The organism is Streptomyces sp. NPDC004752 (assembly GCF_053601275.1).
Genome location: NZ_JBSGBN010000190.1, coordinates 1 through 13,825, shown reverse-complemented (window position 1 = coordinate 13,825; position 13,825 = coordinate 1). Strand labels below are relative to the sequence as shown.

General features: G+C 71.7%; 12 protein-coding genes and 1 tRNA gene. 9 read left to right on the top strand and 4 right to left on the bottom strand.

The genetic code is table 11. The annotated features are described in order from the left end of the window. Nucleotides 1-234 precede the first annotated feature (234 nt). Entirely contained in the window at nucleotides 235-1,395 is a 1,161-nt protein-coding gene (locus ACWEKM_RS43055; RefSeq protein ID WP_451626758.1) for an SUKH-4 family immunity protein, read from the top strand. Nucleotides 1,396-1,528: 133 nt separating this feature from the next. Beyond that, nucleotides 1,529-1,879 carry a hypothetical protein gene (locus ACWEKM_RS43050; RefSeq protein ID WP_451626757.1) on the top strand — a complete coding sequence of 117 codons (351 nt, stop codon included), beginning with the start codon at nucleotides 1,529-1,531 and terminating at the stop codon, nucleotides 1,877-1,879. A 73-nt stretch (nucleotides 1,880-1,952) separates the two neighbouring features. Here ACWEKM_RS43050 and ACWEKM_RS43045 read toward each other — a convergent pair. Then, nucleotides 1,953-2,027, bottom strand: a tRNA-Cys gene (locus tag ACWEKM_RS43045). A gap of 186 nt (nucleotides 2,028-2,213) precedes the next feature. On the opposite strand from ACWEKM_RS43045, the gene ACWEKM_RS43040 reads away from it, so the two are divergent. From ACWEKM_RS43040 to ACWEKM_RS43025, 4 genes are all read left to right on the top strand, one after another. Then, nucleotides 2,214-3,749 (top strand): MFS transporter, encoded by a 1,536-nt coding sequence (locus tag ACWEKM_RS43040; RefSeq protein ID WP_451626756.1) that lies wholly within the window; start codon nucleotides 2,214-2,216, stop codon nucleotides 3,747-3,749. Between the two features lie 262 nt (nucleotides 3,750-4,011). Beyond that, the gene (locus ACWEKM_RS43035) at nucleotides 4,012-5,823 is read left to right on the top strand and encodes a DEAD/DEAH box helicase (protein ID WP_451626755.1); all 1,812 of its coding nucleotides are present in this window, start codon (nucleotides 4,012-4,014) and stop codon (nucleotides 5,821-5,823) included. Nucleotides 5,824-6,113: 290 nt separating this feature from the next. Next, nucleotides 6,114-6,755, top strand: a complete 642-nt coding sequence (locus ACWEKM_RS43030) for an IclR family transcriptional regulator (protein ID WP_451626754.1) — start codon at nucleotides 6,114-6,116, stop codon at nucleotides 6,753-6,755. A gap of 120 nt (nucleotides 6,756-6,875) precedes the next feature. After that, nucleotides 6,876-7,667: a S16 family serine protease gene (locus ACWEKM_RS43025; RefSeq protein ID WP_451626753.1), complete on the top strand. Its 792-nt coding sequence runs from the start codon at nucleotides 6,876-6,878 to the stop codon at nucleotides 7,665-7,667. A 105-nt stretch (nucleotides 7,668-7,772) separates the two neighbouring features. Here the strand turns inward: ACWEKM_RS43025 and ACWEKM_RS43020 are convergent, their stop codons facing one another. Further along, nucleotides 7,773-8,267 carry an Lrp/AsnC family transcriptional regulator gene (locus tag ACWEKM_RS43020; RefSeq protein WP_451626752.1) on the bottom strand — a complete coding sequence of 165 codons (495 nt, stop codon included), beginning with the start codon at nucleotides 8,265-8,267 and terminating at the stop codon, nucleotides 7,773-7,775. A 122-nt stretch (nucleotides 8,268-8,389) separates the two neighbouring features. Here ACWEKM_RS43020 and hppD point away from each other — a divergent pair, with 122 nt between their 5' ends. Then, a complete protein-coding gene (gene hppD, locus ACWEKM_RS43015; RefSeq protein ID WP_451626751.1) occupies nucleotides 8,390-9,535 on the top strand; it encodes a 4-hydroxyphenylpyruvate dioxygenase in 1,146 nt (381 codons plus the stop codon). Nucleotides 9,536-9,606: 71 nt separating this feature from the next. Here hppD and ACWEKM_RS43010 read toward each other — a convergent pair whose 3' ends face one another. Further along, complete coding sequence (locus ACWEKM_RS43010) at nucleotides 9,607-11,067, bottom strand: tetratricopeptide repeat protein (RefSeq protein WP_451626750.1); 1,461 nt, start codon at nucleotides 11,065-11,067, stop codon at nucleotides 9,607-9,609. Between the two features lie 93 nt (nucleotides 11,068-11,160). Here ACWEKM_RS43010 and ACWEKM_RS43005 point away from each other — a divergent pair, with 93 nt between their 5' ends. Next, nucleotides 11,161-12,567 carry an FAD-binding oxidoreductase gene (locus ACWEKM_RS43005; protein ID WP_451626749.1) on the top strand — a complete coding sequence of 469 codons (1,407 nt, stop codon included), beginning with the start codon at nucleotides 11,161-11,163 and terminating at the stop codon, nucleotides 12,565-12,567. A gap of 31 nt (nucleotides 12,568-12,598) precedes the next feature. Here the strand turns inward: ACWEKM_RS43005 and ACWEKM_RS43000 are convergent, their stop codons facing one another. Further along, a complete protein-coding gene (locus ACWEKM_RS43000) occupies nucleotides 12,599-13,012 on the bottom strand; it encodes an SsgA family sporulation/cell division regulator (protein ID WP_451626748.1) in 414 nt (137 codons plus the stop codon). Between the two features lie 240 nt (nucleotides 13,013-13,252). Here ACWEKM_RS43000 and ACWEKM_RS42995 point away from each other — a divergent pair. Next, on the top strand, nucleotides 13,253-13,825 hold a 573-nt coding region (locus ACWEKM_RS42995), incomplete at its 3' end, for a DUF2510 domain-containing protein (protein WP_451626747.1).

Sequence of the window (13,825 nt, the reverse complement as noted above, 5' to 3'; positions counted from 1 at the left end):
ACCGGGCAGAACAACGGGAAGACAACCCAGCAGGGCGTCAGTCAGTGGCTGGGCCACGATCACCGGAACCTGAGTATCAGCATCAATGTCAGTGGTGCGGCGTAATGTGACGGTCAGTGGGGACGGCCGCCTCGGACTCCGGACCGGCAGGCCGGAAGTGCCCCGCACCAGGGAGCGAGCAGGACGGCGCACGCCGACGAACGACGGCGTACGACAGGATTCGAGGGGGGAGCGATGAGCACGACCGACACCAGGGCCGCAGCGATCACGCTGACCGAGGCCGAGCTGGACCTCTACGTCACGCATGCACCCACGCGCGGGCTGCTGACCGGCCCCGGACTGCCCGACGACAGCGGCCTGTTGACCTTCGCGCCGCTGCGCACGGCCGGGTTGCGCACGCTCGGGGACGCCATCGACGGCCCGGCCCGCCTGGCGGGTGAGCTGCGGGACCGGCTCGTGATAGGGGAACTCCTCGGCCCGTCGGGTGTGCAGGCCGAGTCGATCCTGCTCGACGGCAGCACCGGCGAGATCACCACCACCCACCTGTTCGCCCCGACGGACAGCCGCCCCCTCGCACCCTCCCTGGAGACCCTGCTGCGCTTCGCCGCGGTCACGGAAGAACTGGCAGGTCTGCGCGGCCGGTTCGCCTCCTACGCGGGCCGGTACGGCACCAAGGCCGCGACCGAAGCATCCCGTCGGCTCCTCGCGCTCTTCGAGGAGGGCACGGACGGCGAGGTGCCGCCGTACTGGAAGGCCGCCGCACTGATCCGCCCGCTCGCCCTCGTCGCGGGCCCCGGCACCGCCCAGGGCCTCACCCTGAACCTTCCCGGCCGGCTCCTGGACGAGGAGTTCGGGCCGGGTCGGGTGGCCCGCTTCGAGGAGGTCGACTTCCCCGCCGCGCTCACCCACGAGCCGACGCGCCGCTTCCTGCGCGAGACGGGGCTGCCCGAGGACGCCGTCCTGTTCCGCCTCGACGCGGACGTACCGCTGCCGACGCTGACGGAGTACTACACGGACGAGCGGTCCGGCGAGTACCCCCTGGAAGCACTCCCCGCCCACGCCGACCGCCTGATCCGCCTCGGCTATCTGGTCGAGGACAACTGCCTGGTGGTCGACGGCACCACGGGCGCGATCCTCAACTTCAGCGAGCCCGAGGCGGCGCTGTACCCCCTCAACACGGACATCTCCACCCTCGCCTACACCCTCTGGCTGCTGCACCACGAGCGCACGATCGACGAGCACCTCGGCCACGAACTGACGACGGATGCCTACGACCAACTGGCCACGACGATGATCCAGACCCTCGAGTCGATCGACCCCACCCCCACGACGACGGACGCGGACTGGCACTACTGGACGGAACTCTTCCAGGACGAGGCAGGCGGCGTGCTCTGAGGCACACCACCACCCACCAGAGGCCCTGGCGGGAATCGAACCCGGATCGAGCGATGCCTCGGCCGGCTCAAGCGGTCCGTTGGCCGCGAGCCTCCCACGCGATCGTCTGCCGGAGCGGTCCTACAGTGGCCCGATGCCTCTTGTGGAAATTACCTATGCTCCGGGTGTCGCTGAATCGCAGCTCCGCGAACTGGGTTCGGTGCTGCCGCATCTGGTGTCCAAGGCTGTGGAGTGTCCCGAAGAACCGTACGACGGGGCCCTGCGGCCGGGCGATGTCGAGCTGCGCTTCCGGAGACTGAGTCCATTGGACCGCGGCGGTTTGGACGTGGTGATCGAGGTCAGGTCCAAGTGGTACGGGAGCAGGGCCGCCAACCGGCAGGAACGCGTGGACAGGCTTCACGAGGACATCCGGACCGCGACCGGACTCCGCGACTTCGGGATCTACCTGTCACTCCCGTCAGCCGCGTGGTCACAGGGAGACTGAAGCGACTCGACGCAGATCACCGCAACCCATGACGAGAACAACTGTCAGACAAACGTGCTCGGCAGACCGGCTTTGGAGGCCGTGGCGGGAATCGAACCCACGTAACTCGCTTTGCAGGCGAGCCCCTAAACCACTCGGGCACACGGCCGTGTTGATGGAACGACCGTAGGGCGGGGCGGGGAAGGGGATCAAGAGGGGGGCGGGTGCTGCAACGGGACTGCCACACGGCGTTCATGAAAGGGGGGCGACCTCGAGGGACGTACGACCAAGGTCGCAGGTGAGGGGAGACTCGCGACAGGGGTCAATGTCGGTTGCGGGCCTTACGCTGGCCGTCATGACCGTCCATGAGCCGCGCGACACCGACGTCGCAGACCAACCCGCAGGTGGAGCCGAGGAAGGGGTGCTGGGCCGGACGTACCGGGCGCTGAGCGTCGGGATCGTCTCGGTCGTGCTGCTGATCGCGTTCGAGGCGACCGCGGTGGGCACGGCGATGCCCGTCGCCGCGCGGGAGTTGGACGGAGTGTCGCTGTACGCGTTCGCGTTCTCCGGTTACTTCACCACCAGCCTGTTCGGCATGGTGCTCGCGGGACAGTGGTCGGACCGGCGGGGCCCGCTGGGGGCGCTGACCACGGGGATCGGCTCCTTCGCGGTGGGGCTGGTGGTGGCCGGGTCCGCCGGATCGATGTGGGTGTTCATCCTCGGGCGGGCCGTACAGGGCCTCGGCGGCGGACTGGTGATCGTCGCGCTGTACGTGGTCGTGGGACGGGCCTATCCGGAACGGTTGCGCCCGGCGATCATGGCGGCATTCGCGGCCGGCTGGGTCGTCCCGTCGATCGTCGGGCCGCTCGCCGCCGGCGCGGTCACCGAACACCTCGGCTGGCGGTGGGTGTTCCTGGCGATTCCGGCGCTGGTCGTGCTCCCGCTGGCGCTCGCGCTGCCGCAGATACGACGGCGTGCGGCCGGTCCCGTGGACACCGACGCCCGAACCGGTGGCAAGGCGTCCGACGACACCACGGCAGGCGGCAAGGCGTACGGCCGCGAGGCGTCCGGCGGCGGGACATCCGGTGGCAAGGCGTCCGGCTCCGTCGACCGGCGGCGGATCCGCCTCGCGTTCGCCATCTCCCTGGGCGCCGGGCTGCTCCAGTTCGCCGCGCAGGATCCGCGCTGGGTCTCTTTCGTCCCCGGGGTGGCGGGCGCGGCGCTGCTGGTGCCTGCCGTGCTCGGACTGCTGCCCCGCGGCACCTACCGGGCCGCGCGAGGGCTGCCGTCGGTCGTGCTGCTGCGCGGCCTTGCCGCGGGGTCCTTCATCACGGCCGAATCGTTCGTGCCGCTGATGCTGGTGACACAGCGGGGGCTGTCGCCGACGCTGGCCGGGTTCTCGCTGGCGGCGGGCGGCGGGACCTGGGCGCTGGGGTCCTGGCTGCAGTCCCGGCCGCGCGCCGAACCGTACCGGGAGCGGCTCATGACCGTCGGCATGGTGCTGTCGACGGCCGCGATCGCCGCCGCGTCCAGTGTGCTCGTGCCCGCCGTGCCCGCGTGGACCGTCGCCGTCGCCTGGGGCTTCGGTTGCTTCGGCATGGGGCTGGTGATCTCCTCCAGCAGCGTGCTCCTGCTGCGGCTGTCCGCCCCGAAGGAGGCCGGCGCCAACTCCGCCGCCCTGCAGATCTCCGACGGTCTGTCCAATGTCGTGCTGCTGGCGGCGGCGGGCGCCGCGTTCGCCGCGCTGGGGGGCGGCAGCATGGCAGCTTCCACGGCCGAGACCGCCACCGGCGGCACCGGCCACCCCGCCGCGTTCGCCGCGGTGTTCCTGCCGATGGCCGCGGTGGCGCTGATCGGGGCCTGGGTGACGACACGGCTGCGGACCCGCTGAGCCTCCGCCCGTCCGCCGACGATGGGCACGGCCCGCGGCACTGTGCATTGCCCGCAGGGCTGTGCATCGCCCGCGGCAGGGTGCGCCTCCTGTGACGTCGGTCCCACCCACGGGTGGCACGGCCTGGTCCGCGCCTTGACGGCCGGAGGCCGCCGGTAGGGTGGCCCGGTTGTCATACGCAGCCGAGCCGCCCGACCGACGCCCGCCACCGCCCTCGCCGACGCGCTGCGCGCGGCCCCATGGAATCGACCCTGTGCACCGTATGCCCGCTACTTCCACTTCTTCCTCGTCTTCCCCGTCCTCCTCTCACCACCTTTCGCCCGCCTTCCCCGGCCGCGCGCCCTGGGGCACCGCCGGCAAGCTGCGCGCCTGGCAGCAGGGGGCGTTGGAGAGATACGTCCAGGAGCAGCCGCGTGACTTCCTCGCCGTCGCCACGCCCGGCGCCGGCAAGACGACCTTCGCGCTGACCCTGGCGTCCTGGCTGCTGCACCACCATGTCGTCCAGCAGGTGACCGTGGTCGCGCCGACCGAGCATCTGAAGAAGCAGTGGGCGGAGGCGGCGGTGCGGATAGGGATCAAGCTCGACCCCGAGTACAGCGCGGGCCCGCTCGGCAAGGAGTACGACGGGGTCGCCGTGACGTACGCCGGTGTCGGTGTGCGCCCGATGCTGCACCGCAACCGCGTCGAGCAGCGCAAGACCCTCGTGATCCTCGACGAGATCCACCACGCCGGCGACTCCAAGTCCTGGGGCGAGGCATGCCTGGAGGCGTTCGAGCCCGCGACCCGGCGGCTCGCGCTCACCGGCACCCCTTTCCGCTCCGACACCAACCCCATTCCCTTCGTGGCGTACGAGGAGGGGCAGGACGGAATCCGGCGGTCAGCCGCCGACTACACGTACGGCTACGGGTCCGCGCTGTCGGACGGGGTGGTGCGGCCCGTCATCTTCCTCTCCTACAGCGGCAATATGCGCTGGCGTACGAAGGCCGGCGACGAGGTCGCCGCCCGGCTCGGCGAGCCCATGACCAAGGACGCCGTCAGCCAGGCATGGCGGACCGCGCTCGACCCGCGCGGCGACTGGATGCCGAGCGTGCTGCGCGCCGCCGACCAGCGGCTGACCGAGGTCAGGAAGGCCGTCCCGGACGCGGGCGGACTCGTCATCGCCACCGACCAGGACTCGGCACGCGCCTACGCCAAGCTCATCCGGGAGATCACCGGCAGCCGGGCGACGGTCGTCCTGTCCGACGACGTCGGTGCCTCCAAGAGGATCGACGAGTTCAGCGAGAACACCGACCGCTGGATGGTCGCCGTCCGCATGGTGTCCGAGGGCGTCGACGTGCCCCGGCTCGCGGTGGGTGTGTACGCCACGACGATCTCCACTCCGCTCTTCTTCGCGCAGGCCGTCGGCCGGTTCGTGCGCTCCCGGCGGCGCGGCGAGACCGCCTCCGTCTTTCTGCCGACCATCCCCGACCTGCTCACCTTCGCCAACGAGATGGAGGTCGAGCGCGACCACGCACTCGACAAGCCGAAGAAGGAGGGCGAGGAGGACCCGTACGCCGAGTCCGAGAAGGAGATGGAGGAGGCGAACAAGGAGCAGGACGAGGACACCGGCGAGCAGGACATGCTGCCCTTCGAGGCGCTGGAGTCCGACGCCGTCTTCGACCGGGTGCTCTTCGACGGGGGCGAGTTCGGCATGCAGGCCCACCCGGGCAGCGAGGAGGAGCAGGACTACCTGGGGATTCCCGGGCTGTTGGAGCCCGACCAGGTGCAACTGCTGCTGCAGAAGCGGCAGGCCCGACAGATCGCCCACAGCCGAAAGAAACCGGACACCGAGGCCGATCTGCTCGAACTTCCCGCCGAGCGACGGCCGGTGGTCAGCCACAAGGAGATGATGGAGCTGCGCAAGCGGCTCAACACGCTGGTCAGCGCGTATGTCCATCAGAGCGGCAAGCCGCATGGGGTGATTCACACCGAGTTGCGGCGAGTGTGCGGCGGGCCGCCGAGCGCCGAGGCGACGGCGGGGCAGTTGACGCAGCGGATCGCCAAGGTGCAGGAGTGGGCCACGCGCATGCGGTGACGCGTTGCGGTCCGACGTGGGTGCGTATCGGGACGAACCGGGATGGTTCACACCGGCTGGTGCCCGGATTCTGGACGGGCGCTTCCGCTCAGCGAACCGGCTTCGCTACTGTCCGGATACGCACACGCCCCGTGGCAGTACCGCCGCGGAGCGCAGCCGTGAAGCGACTGGGCCCGGAGCCGCCGGGCCGTCCTGCCGATCGGTGGCCTCTGAAACGCGTCGCTGACGGGACTCGGTGACGCACCCCCCACCAGTAGGTCGCCGACCTCACCACTGAAGGAGTGGGCGTCGTGACCGCGGAGACCTCTCAGACACTCGACCGGGGACTGCGGGTCCTCAAGCTGCTGGCCGACACGGACCACGGGCTGACCGTCACCGAGCTTTCCCACCGACTGGGCGTGAACCGGACCGTGGTGTACCGGCTGCTCGCCACGCTGGAACAGCATGCGCTCGTCCGGCGCGACCTGGGCGGGCGAGCCCGGGTCGGCCTTGGCGTGCTGCGGCTGGGCCGACAGGTGCATCCACTGGTACGGGAGGCCGCGCTGCCCGCGCTGCGGTCGCTGGCCGAGGACATCGGGGCGACGGCCCATCTCACGCTGGTGGACGGGTCGGAGGCGCTGGCCGTCGCGGTCGTGGAGCCGACGTGGACGGACTACCACGTGGCGTACCGGACGGGTTTCCGGCATCCGTTGAACCGCGGGGCCGCGGGCCGGGCGATCCTCGCGGCCCGGCAGGCGCCGCCCACCGAACCCTGCTACACCCTGACCCAGGGCGAGTTGGAGGCCGGGGCCTGCGGGGCGGCGGCTCCGCTGATCGGGGTGACCGGGGTGGAGGGCAGCGTCGGAGTGGTGATGCTGGCGGACTCCGTTCCGGAGCGGGTGGGCCCGAGGGTCATGGACGCGGCCCGCGAGGTCGCCGAGGCCCTGCGCTGACCCGGCCCGCGAGGTCGCCGAGGGCCTGCGCTGACCCGGCCGCCCGGCCGGCTCCTCAGCCGCTGCGGACGGGGCCGGACGGGCCGCGGCCGGAAGCGGCGGTGGCGTTAGATTGACCTCGTGCTCTCTCGCCTCACGCGCCTCCAGGCCGTCGCCGTCTGTGCCCTGCCCGTCGTGGCGCTGCTCGCCACCGCGATCTTCGCGCCGTTGCCGTTCTCGGTGGCGCAGCCCGGGATGACGGCGAACGTCCTCGGCGCGAACAAGGGCACCCAGGTGATCACGATCTCCGGTGCGCCGACCCGGCGGACGAGCGGCGAGCTGCGGATGACGACCATCGAGGCCACCTCCCCGGACGCGGACGTCTCGCTCGGCGACGTGATCGACAACTGGTTCCGCACGGACCGGGCGGTCATGCCGCGCGACTCGGTCTATCCGAGCGGAAACAGCGTCAAGGAGATCGAGCAGCACAACGTCCAGCAGATGCGGCAGTCCCAGGACGCCGCCACCCGGGCCGCGCTCCGGTATCTCGACCGGACCGACGAGAACATCAAGGTCACATTGAAGCTCGCGGACGTCGGCGGCCCCAGCGCGGGCCTGCTGTTCTCCCTCGGGATCGTGGACAAGCTGGACGGCGACGGCAGCGGCGGCGACCTCACCGGCGGGCGCACCATCGCCGGCACGGGGACGATCGACACCGACGGGACCGTCGGCGCGGTGGGCGGCGTGGCCCTGAAGACACAGGCCGCCCGGCGGGACGGGGCGACGGTGTTCCTGGTGCCGAAGGCCGAGTGCGCCGACGCCAGGTCGGAGCTGCCGAAGGGGCTGCGACTGATCCCCGTCACCACGCTCAAGGGGGCGGTGGACTCCCTGGCGGCCCTGGAACAGGGGAAGTCCTCGGTACCGAGCTGCTAGTCGGTACCGAGCTGCTGGTTGCGCGGCTTACGGCCGCGCCGGTCACCGCCGCCCCTGCACGGTCGCCACACCCCCGCACGGGAAGCCCGCGCGTGCTCAGCGTGCTCACCCCGAGGCCGGTCGGGTGCCGTCCCGGTCCTGTGACGCCTGCTCCACCAGCGGGATGATGCGCAGCGGAACGGGGTTCTCCATGACGATCGCCGTGGCGGCCCGGACGATGCCGTCGAAACCGACGACCCGGTCGATCACCCGCTGGAGATCGGCGTTCGAGCGGGCCACCAGACGGCACAGCATGTCCCCGGTCCCGGTGGTGGTGTGCAGCTCCAGCACCTCCGGCACGGACGCCAAGTGCGCCCGGACGTCCGGCCCTTGGCCCTGCCGGATCTCCAACGTGGCGAAGGCGGTGACGGGATAGCCGAGGGCCGCCGGATCCACCTGCGGGCCAAAACCGCGGATGACCCCGTTCGACTGAAGCCGGTCCAGGCGCGCCTGGACGGTGCCCCGGGCGACACCCAGCCGGCGGGACATCTCCAGCACCCCGATCCGCGGCTCCCGGGCCAGCAGCACGATGATGCGCCCGTCCAGATGATCGATCGCCATTCCGTCTCCCGCGGTGGTCACCATGTACAGAAGGACCGAGGATACGGCTGTATGGCTCTACAGACTGCCCAGCAGAACCGCGAACTATTGCGCACCTTGCAGAGCGGGGCGACGCTTCCGCTATGACGCAGACCTCACAGCACACTCCCGACACCGCACGGCAGGCCGACCCCTTCCCGGTCAAGGGAATGGACGCGATCGTCTTCGCCGTGGGCAACGCCAAGCAGGCCGCGCACTACTACTCCACCGCCTTCGGCATGCGGCTGGTCGCCTACCGCGGACCGGAGAACGGCAGCCGCGAGACGGCGAGCTACGTCCTGGAGAACGGCTCCGCCCGCTTTGTGTTCACCTCCGTGATCAGGCCCGCCACCGACGAGGGCCGCTTCCTCGCGCGGCACGTGGCCGAGCACGGCGACGGCGTCATCGACCTCGCCATCGAGGTACCGGACGCGCGCGCCGCCCACGCCTACGCCGTCGAGCACGGCGCCCGCTCCGTGGCGGAGCCGTACGAGCTGAAGGACGAACACGGCACGGTCGTCCTCGCCGCGATCGCGACGTACGGCGAGACCCGCCACACCCTGGTGGAACGCTCCGGCTACGACGGCCCCTACCTCCCCGGCTACGCCACCGCCGACCCGATCGTCGAACCCCCCGCCCCAAGAACCTTCCAGGCCGTCGACCACTGTGTCGGCAACGTGGAACTCGGCCGCATGAACGAGTGGGTCGGCTTTTACCACAAGGTCATGGGCTTCACGAACATGAAGGAGTTCGTGGGCGACGACATCGCGACCGAGTACAGCGCCCTGATGTCCAAGGTCGTGGCCGACGGCACCCGCAAGGTCAAGTTCCCGATCAACGAGCCCGCGCTCGCCAGGAAGAAGTCCCAGATCGACGAGTACCTGGAGTTCTACGGCGGTGCCGGCGTCCAGCACATCGCCCTCAACACCGGCGACATCGTCGACACCGTGCGCACCATGCGCGCGGCCGGTGTCGAGTTCCTCGACACCCCCGACGCCTACTACGACACCCTCGGCGACTGGGTCGGCGACACCCGGGTCCCCGTCGACACCCTCCGCGAGCTGAAGATCCTCGCCGACCGCGACGAGGACGGCTATCTGCTGCAGATCTTCACCAAGCCGGTCCAGGACCGCCCGACCGTCTTCTTCGAGATCATCGAACGCCATGGCTCGATGGGCTTCGGCAAGGGCAACTTCAAGGCCCTGTTCGAGGCGATCGAGCGGGAGCAGGAGCGACGCGGAAACCTCTAGTGCCCCGGCAGGCAACGTGTTGCCTGCCGGGGCACTGGCCAGTCCGGGCCGCACCGGCGAATCGGAGCGGGTCACCAGGCGGGGGCCGGTTCGTCCGGGGTGTCGCCCAGGGACTGGAGGGCCTCTCTCGCCCCCGCCGCCCGGGTCGGGGAGAAGTACGGGTTGATCTGCAGGGCCTCATCGAGGTGGCGGCGGGCGGCGGCGTCCTCGCCCAGGTCGCGTTCGATCATGCCGCGGTGGAAGATGTACAGCGCGCTGCGCACCCCGCCGCCCTTCGCCTTGTCCGTCGCGATCGCGGCGTACTCCAGCCCCTCCTCCGGGTCCCCGGACCGGTACAGCGCCCAGCCCAGCGCGTCCGCCACCTCGATCCCCGGCTGCCGGTCCCACTCGGTGCGCAGCAGCCGTACCGCCTCCTGCGGATCCCCGTGGTCCGCCTCGTACTGCCCGAGGACCAGCGCGTCGTAGACCCCGCCCGCGGCGTCCCGAGTCGCCCGCTGCCGCAGCAGGTCGAACTGGGCCCGCGCCTGCTGCGCCATGCCCAGCGACTCGTACAGCTCGCCCAGCTCAAGCGCGTACTGCGGGGACGGCTGTCCCGCCAGGGCGAAGGCATAGGCGTTCAGTGCCTCCGGCGTGCGGCCCAGCGCGGCCAGCGCCCGCCCCTGCCCGGCGAGCGCGGCCCGCTGGTCCGGGTCCAGCCGGACGGCCGCCTCGAAGTGACGCAGCGCCTCCTCCCGGTCTCCGCGCTCCCAGGCCAGCTGCCCGGCCCGCTCCAGGTAGGCGGCCTGTTCGGCGGGGGTGCCGGCCGCTGCCGCGGCGTCCGCCAGCTGTGCCGACGCGTCCTCGCGCCAGCCGCGGTCCCGGTAGACGGCGGCGGCCCGCGCCATCACCGCCGGGCGCTCGGCCGGCGAGGTACGCAGCGCCATCAGCTTGTCCAGCGTGTCGCGGGCCGCCTTGTAGTCGCCGAGCCCGGTGTAGGCGTCGATCAGCACCGCGTACGTCGTCCAGCGTTTGGGCGAGAGCTTCAGTGCCTGCTCGCCCTGCCACTTGGCCTCCCCGAAGTCCCGCCGCGCGTTGGCCAGTGCCGCGAGCCCTTCCAGCGCCTCCGCGTTCGCCGTCGGCCGCTCCCGCAGCGAGGCCCACAGCGCGGTCTCGGCCTTCGGGAAGTCCACGGCGTCCGCGGTCCGCCGCCCGCGCTCCACATAGGCCGTGCCCAACACGGCCCAGGCCCGTGCGTCCTGCCGATGCGTGCGCAGATACCGTTCCCGGTCCCCGATCAGCGCCGTCAGGTCCGGCAGTGCGGCCGGCACCCCGGTGGTCACCGCCGTGAGTGCCGGTGGTCCCGGCGCGGGCGCGGGCGGCCGGTCCGGCGGGCGCTGCGGGGGCGGCAGCAGCATCAGCATCCCGACATATCCGGCGGTACCCGCGACACCGGTCGTCACCAGGGTGACCAGCACCCGTCGTAGCACGCGGCCGCGGCGTCGTGGTGCCGCGGCCACCAGGGACGTACCCGGCCTGGACTGTTCTTTCTCCATAAGTCTTACTGTGCGTTCATATGACGACCACAATCCGGCAGCCGAAGGCGCGCCCCGGATGGGGTTCACACCGATGGCCCCGGGTGCAAGGCTGTGATCATGAGCCGTATCGAAGCCGCACCCGACGCCGTGCTGGGCAACCTGACCGACCGGCTCCGCGCGGGCCTGCCGGCCGAGGCCGTCCTCACCGACCCCGACGTCACGACCTCGTACGCCAACGACATGGCGAGCTTCTGCCCGGCCGGCAGCCCGGCCGTGGTCGTCCTGCCGCGCACGGTCGAACAGGTCCAGCACGTCATGCGCACCGCCACCGAGCTGCGCGTCCCCGTCGTCCCGCAGGGCGCCCGCACCGGCCTGTCCGGCGGCGCCAACGCGGCCGAGGGCTGCATCGTGCTGTCCCTCACCAAGATGGACCGCATCCTGGAGATCAGCCCGGTCGACCGCATCGCGATCGTCGAACCCGGCGTCGTCAACGCCACGCTCTCCCGCGCGGTCGAGGAGCACGGCCTGTGCTACCCGCCCGACCCCTCCAGCTGGGAGACCTGCACCATCGGCGGCAACATCGGCACCGCCTCCGGCGGCCTGTGCTGCGTGAAGTACGGGGTGACGGCCGAGTACGTGCTCGGCCTGGACGTCGTGCTCGCCGACGGCCGCCTGCTGTCCACCGGCCGGCGGACCGCGAAAGGGGTCGCGGGCTACGACCTGACCCGCCTGTTCGTCGGCTCCGAGGGCTCGCTCGGCATCGTCGTACGGGCCGTCCTCGCGCTGAAGCCCAAGCCGCCGCGGCAGCTGGTGCTCGCGGCCGAGTTCGCCTCCGCGGCCGCCGCCTGCGACGCGGTGTGCCGGATCATGGCGGGCGGCCATGTGCCGTCCCTGCTCGAACTCATGGACCGGACGACGGTCAAGGCCGTCAACGATTTCGCCCGCATGGGCCTCCCGGAGTCCACCGAGGCGCTGCTGCTGGCCGCGTTCGACACCCCGGACCCGGCCGCCGACCTGGCCGCCGTCGGCGCGCTGTGCGAGGCCGCCGGCGCCACCGGGGTGGTCCCCGCCGACGACGCGGCCGAGTCCGACCTGCTCCTCCAGGCCCGTCGGCTCTCCCTGACCGCGCTGGAGGCGGTCAAGGGCACGACGATGATCGACGACGTGTGCGTGCCCCGCTCCCGGCTGGGCGAAATGCTGGAGGGCGTCGAGCGCATCGCCGAGAAATACCGGCTGACCATCGGGATATGCGCACACGCCGGCGACGGCAATACGCACCCCACCGTCTGCTTCGACGCCCAGGACCCCGAGGAGTCCCGGCGGGCCCGCGAGTCCTTCGACGAGATCATGGCCCTCGGCCTGGAGCTGGGCGGCACCATCACCGGGGAGCACGGCGTCGGCGTCCTGAAGAAGGAGTGGCTGGCCCGGGAGATCGGCCCGGTCGGCGTGGAACTGCAGCGCGCCGTCAAGCAGGTCTTCGACCCGCTGGGCATCCTCAACCCGGGCAAGCTGTTCTGACCCGGTGGCGCGTCCGGTGCCGAGCCCGGGGTCACCGGGCTAGCAGCTGGTCGAGCGCGTCGTCGATGCCCAGCTGCTCGCCCTCCGACCCCGGGGGCACCACCCGCAGCGTCCGCTCCAGCCAGGCGGACACCTGGGCGGTCGGCGCCTCCAGCAGGGCGTCCCCGTCGGGCGAGCTGAGCCCCATCAGCACGACGCTGCGGCCCTCCGCCTTGCTCGGCCACACCCGCACATCCCCGCTCCCGCACGGCCGGAACACCCCCTCCACCAGCAGTTCACGGGCGAACGTCCAGTCGACGGGGTGCTCGGAGTTGATGTGAAAGCTGATGTGGACGGCGTACGGGTCGGCGGTGCGGTAGGTGAGCCGCGCCGGGACCGGCACGCTGCGCTCCGGCGACAGGATGAGCTTCAGTTCCAGTTCGCGTTCCACCTCGGTGTAGTGCATGACGTGCGGTTCCTCTCTCGGGCAGGTGTACGGGACGCCGCGGGTGGTCCCGTACGGGTGGAGAGAGGGCGCAGGGCCGGGCATTACGCGGGTTCGGAGAACTTTTTTCCACGGCCGCGAAGCCGGTGCGCGGGGTTGCCCGGAAAGGGTGGCTCCGGCCGGACTGGCGGTGGCGGCGCACCGGGTCTGATAGATGTGGAGGCCCCCAACCGACTTCCGAGCAGATACGGGACGACGGACATGAGCGCCCCAACCCCGGCCCCCGGCGACGACCGGCCTCGCGAGGGCTATTACCCGGACCCGTCCATCCCCGGCTACGTCCGGTACTGGAACGGGGCCGCCTGGGTGCCGGGCACCAGCCGGCCGGCCCCCCGGGACGGCGAATCGCTCACCCCGCCGCCCGGGGCGCCCCCGGCCGCGGTCGAGGAGACCGGCCCGCACTTCTTCGACGAGGACCCGCAGCCCGAGCCCGCCGGGCCTGCCCCGGCGGGCGCGTGGGGTGCCGACCGGGCACGGCAGTCCGGCTTCGGCGGCGAAGGGGACCGCCGGGTCGCCTGGGGCGCCGACCCCCGGGTGCCCGGCGCCGACCCACGGGTGCCCGCCGAACCGGCGTCCCTGCCGGACGGCCGGGCCACCAGCACCGACGGCACGGCGACGATCCCCCCGACGGACTCCGGTGACCTCCCCTCCAGCGGCACGTTCGTCTTCCGCCGCCCCATCCCCGGCCCGGCCGCCGCCCCCGAGGACGAGGGCACCATGACCTTCCGTGCGGTGCCGCGCACCGGGGAACCGGGCGCGGCGGCCCCGGCCGGC

Excerpts from the sequence above, each read along its gene's own strand:
- ACWEKM_RS43035 (WP_451626755.1), top strand. The coding sequence starts at position 4,012 with ATGCCCGCTACTTCCACTTCTTCCTCGTCTTCCCCGTCCTCCTCTCAC.
- ACWEKM_RS43055 (WP_451626758.1), top strand. The coding sequence starts at position 235 with ATGAGCACGACCGACACCAGGGCCGCAGCGATCACGCTGACCGAGGCC.
- ACWEKM_RS43020 (WP_451626752.1), bottom strand. The coding sequence starts at position 8,267 with ATGGCGATCGATCATCTGGACGGGCGCATCATCGTGCTGCTGGCCCGG.
- ACWEKM_RS43000 (WP_451626748.1), bottom strand. The coding sequence starts at position 13,012 with ATGCACTACACCGAGGTGGAACGCGAACTGGAACTGAAGCTCATCCTG.
- ACWEKM_RS43050 (WP_451626757.1), top strand. The coding sequence starts at position 1,529 with ATGCCTCTTGTGGAAATTACCTATGCTCCGGGTGTCGCTGAATCGCAG.
- ACWEKM_RS43010 (WP_451626750.1), bottom strand. The coding sequence starts at position 11,067 with ATGGAGAAAGAACAGTCCAGGCCGGGTACGTCCCTGGTGGCCGCGGCA.
- ACWEKM_RS43040 (WP_451626756.1), top strand. The coding sequence starts at position 2,214 with ATGACCGTCCATGAGCCGCGCGACACCGACGTCGCAGACCAACCCGCA.
- hppD (WP_451626751.1), top strand. The coding sequence starts at position 8,390 with ATGACGCAGACCTCACAGCACACTCCCGACACCGCACGGCAGGCCGAC.